2 protein-coding genes are annotated in these 1,976 nt (G+C 73.5%); both read left to right on the forward strand.

What is annotated here, in order from left to right; all coding sequences use genetic code 11:
• Window positions 1-298: 298 nt before the first annotated feature.
• Window positions 299-1,372, forward strand: coding sequence for a nitronate monooxygenase (locus HY68_RS17580; protein WP_041989936.1), 1,074 nt, complete (start codon window positions 299-301; stop codon window positions 1,370-1,372).
• On the forward strand, window positions 1,369-1,976 hold a 608-nt coding region (locus HY68_RS17585; protein WP_041989939.1), incomplete at its 3' end, for a 16S rRNA (uracil(1498)-N(3))-methyltransferase. The genes HY68_RS17580 and HY68_RS17585, both read left to right, overlap by 4 nt.

Raw genomic sequence — 1,976 nt, forward strand, 5'->3', positions numbered from 1 at the left:
CGCCCCGGCGGTCGGCCACACCCGTCCGCGTCACCGCGGGTGAGCGGTGCCGTGCCGGCTGGGGGCTGAAGGGGGTTGTGCAGGGGTGGTGTCCGGAGCGTAGAGCGTGATTTGTGGCGCATCTCGGCGGTGGCTCCGCGTCTGGGGAGTATGCGCCGTAAATCATGCAGCGCAGGACACGACCCCGGAACGACACCCGGCAACAACCGCAACCACCACCCGCAACCCCGAACCGCAACCACCACCCGCAACCAAGACCCGCAACGCCGCCCAAAGGGCGGCATGGCACCATGCCTCCATGTCCTCCGCGCTGACCGATCTCTGCCGGTATCCGATCGTGCAGGCCCCCATGGCGGGCGGTGCGTCGTGCCCGCAGTTGGCTGCGGCCGTTTCCGACGCCGGGGGCCTCGGATTCCTCGCCGCCGGGTACAAGACCGCGGACGGCATGTACGAAGAGATCAAGCAGCTGCGCGGGCTGACCGGCCGGCCCTTCGGCGTCAATCTGTTCATGCCGCAGCCGCACCACGAGGACGGCGCCGCCGTGGAGGTCTACCGCAACCAGCTCGCCGGTGAGGCCGCCTGGTACGAGACCCCGCTGGGCGACCCCGAGTCCGGCAGGGACGACGGCTACGAGGCCAAACTGGCGATACTGCTCGACGACCCGGTGCCGGCCGTCTCGTTCACCTTCGGCTGCCCCACCCGCGCCGCGCTCGCCGCGCTCGGCCGCGCCGGGGTGTTCACCGTCGTCACCGTCACCACCCCCGACGAGGCGCGGGCCGCGCAGTGGGCGGGTGCCGACGCCGTCTGTGTGCAGGGCATCGAGGCCGGCGGACACCAGGGCACGCATCGCGACGACCCCGCGACCGACGGCGCCGGCATCGGGCTGCTCTCGCTGGTCGCCCAGGTCAGGGAGACCGTACAGCTGCCGATCATCGCGACCGGCGGCCTGATGCGGGGCGGCCAGATCGCCGCCGTGCTCGCCGCGGGCGCCGACGCGGGGCAGCTCGGCACCGCGTTCCTGGTCTGCCCGGAATCCGGGGCGAACCTGCTGCACAAACAGGCCATGACCAACCCCGTCTTCGCCAGGACCGAGCTGACCCGCGCCTTCTCCGGGCGGCCCGCGCGCGGCCTGGTCAACCGCTTCATGCGGGAACACGGCCCGTACGCGCCACCCGCGTATCCCGCCGTCCACCATCTGACCGCAGGGCTGCGCAAGGCCGCGGCCAAGGCGGGTGACGCGCAGGGCATGGCGCTCTTCGCCGGACAGGGCCACCGGATGGCCCGCGAGCTGCCCGCCGGGCAGCTCGTCGAGGTACTGGCCGCCGAACTCGACGCGACCCGCGCCGCGTTGTCCCTGGGGAGTGCGTCATGACCGCGCCCGTCTTCCTCGTCCCCGCCGGTGCGCTGCACACCGGGACCGTCACCCTCGACGGGCCGGAGGGGCGGCACGCCGTCTCCGTACGCAGGCTCCGCGTCGGCGAGCAGATCGTCCTCACGGACGGCGTCGGCAACGGCGGGTTCGGGACGGTCGCGGCTGTCGAGGGCAAGGACCGGCTCGACGTCGCCGTCACCGACGTACGCACCGAGGGCGCGCCCGCGCCGCTGATCACCGTCGTCCAGGCGCTGCCCAAGGGGGACAGGGGCGAGCTGGCCGTCGAGACGATGACCGAGACGGGCGTGGACGCCGTCGTGCCGTGGTCCGCCGCGCGCTGCGTCACGCAGTGGCGGGGTGAGCGCGGCGCCAAGGCGCTCGCCAAGTGGCGGGCGACGGCCAGGGAGGCGGGTAAGCAGTCGCGGCGGCTGCGCTTCCCCGACGTCGCCGAGTTGGCCGGCACCAAACAGGTCGCCGCGCTGCTGGCCGGCGCCGACTTCGCCGCCGTCCTGCACGAGGAGGGCAGCGAACCGCTGGCCACGGCCGCGCTGCCGGCCGAGGGCAGCATCGTGCTCGTCGTCGGTCCCGAAGGGGGCGTCTCCCC

This window comes from Streptomyces sp. AcH 505 (assembly GCF_000818175.1).
Taxonomy (GTDB): Bacteria; Actinomycetota; Actinomycetes; order Streptomycetales; family Streptomycetaceae; genus Streptomyces.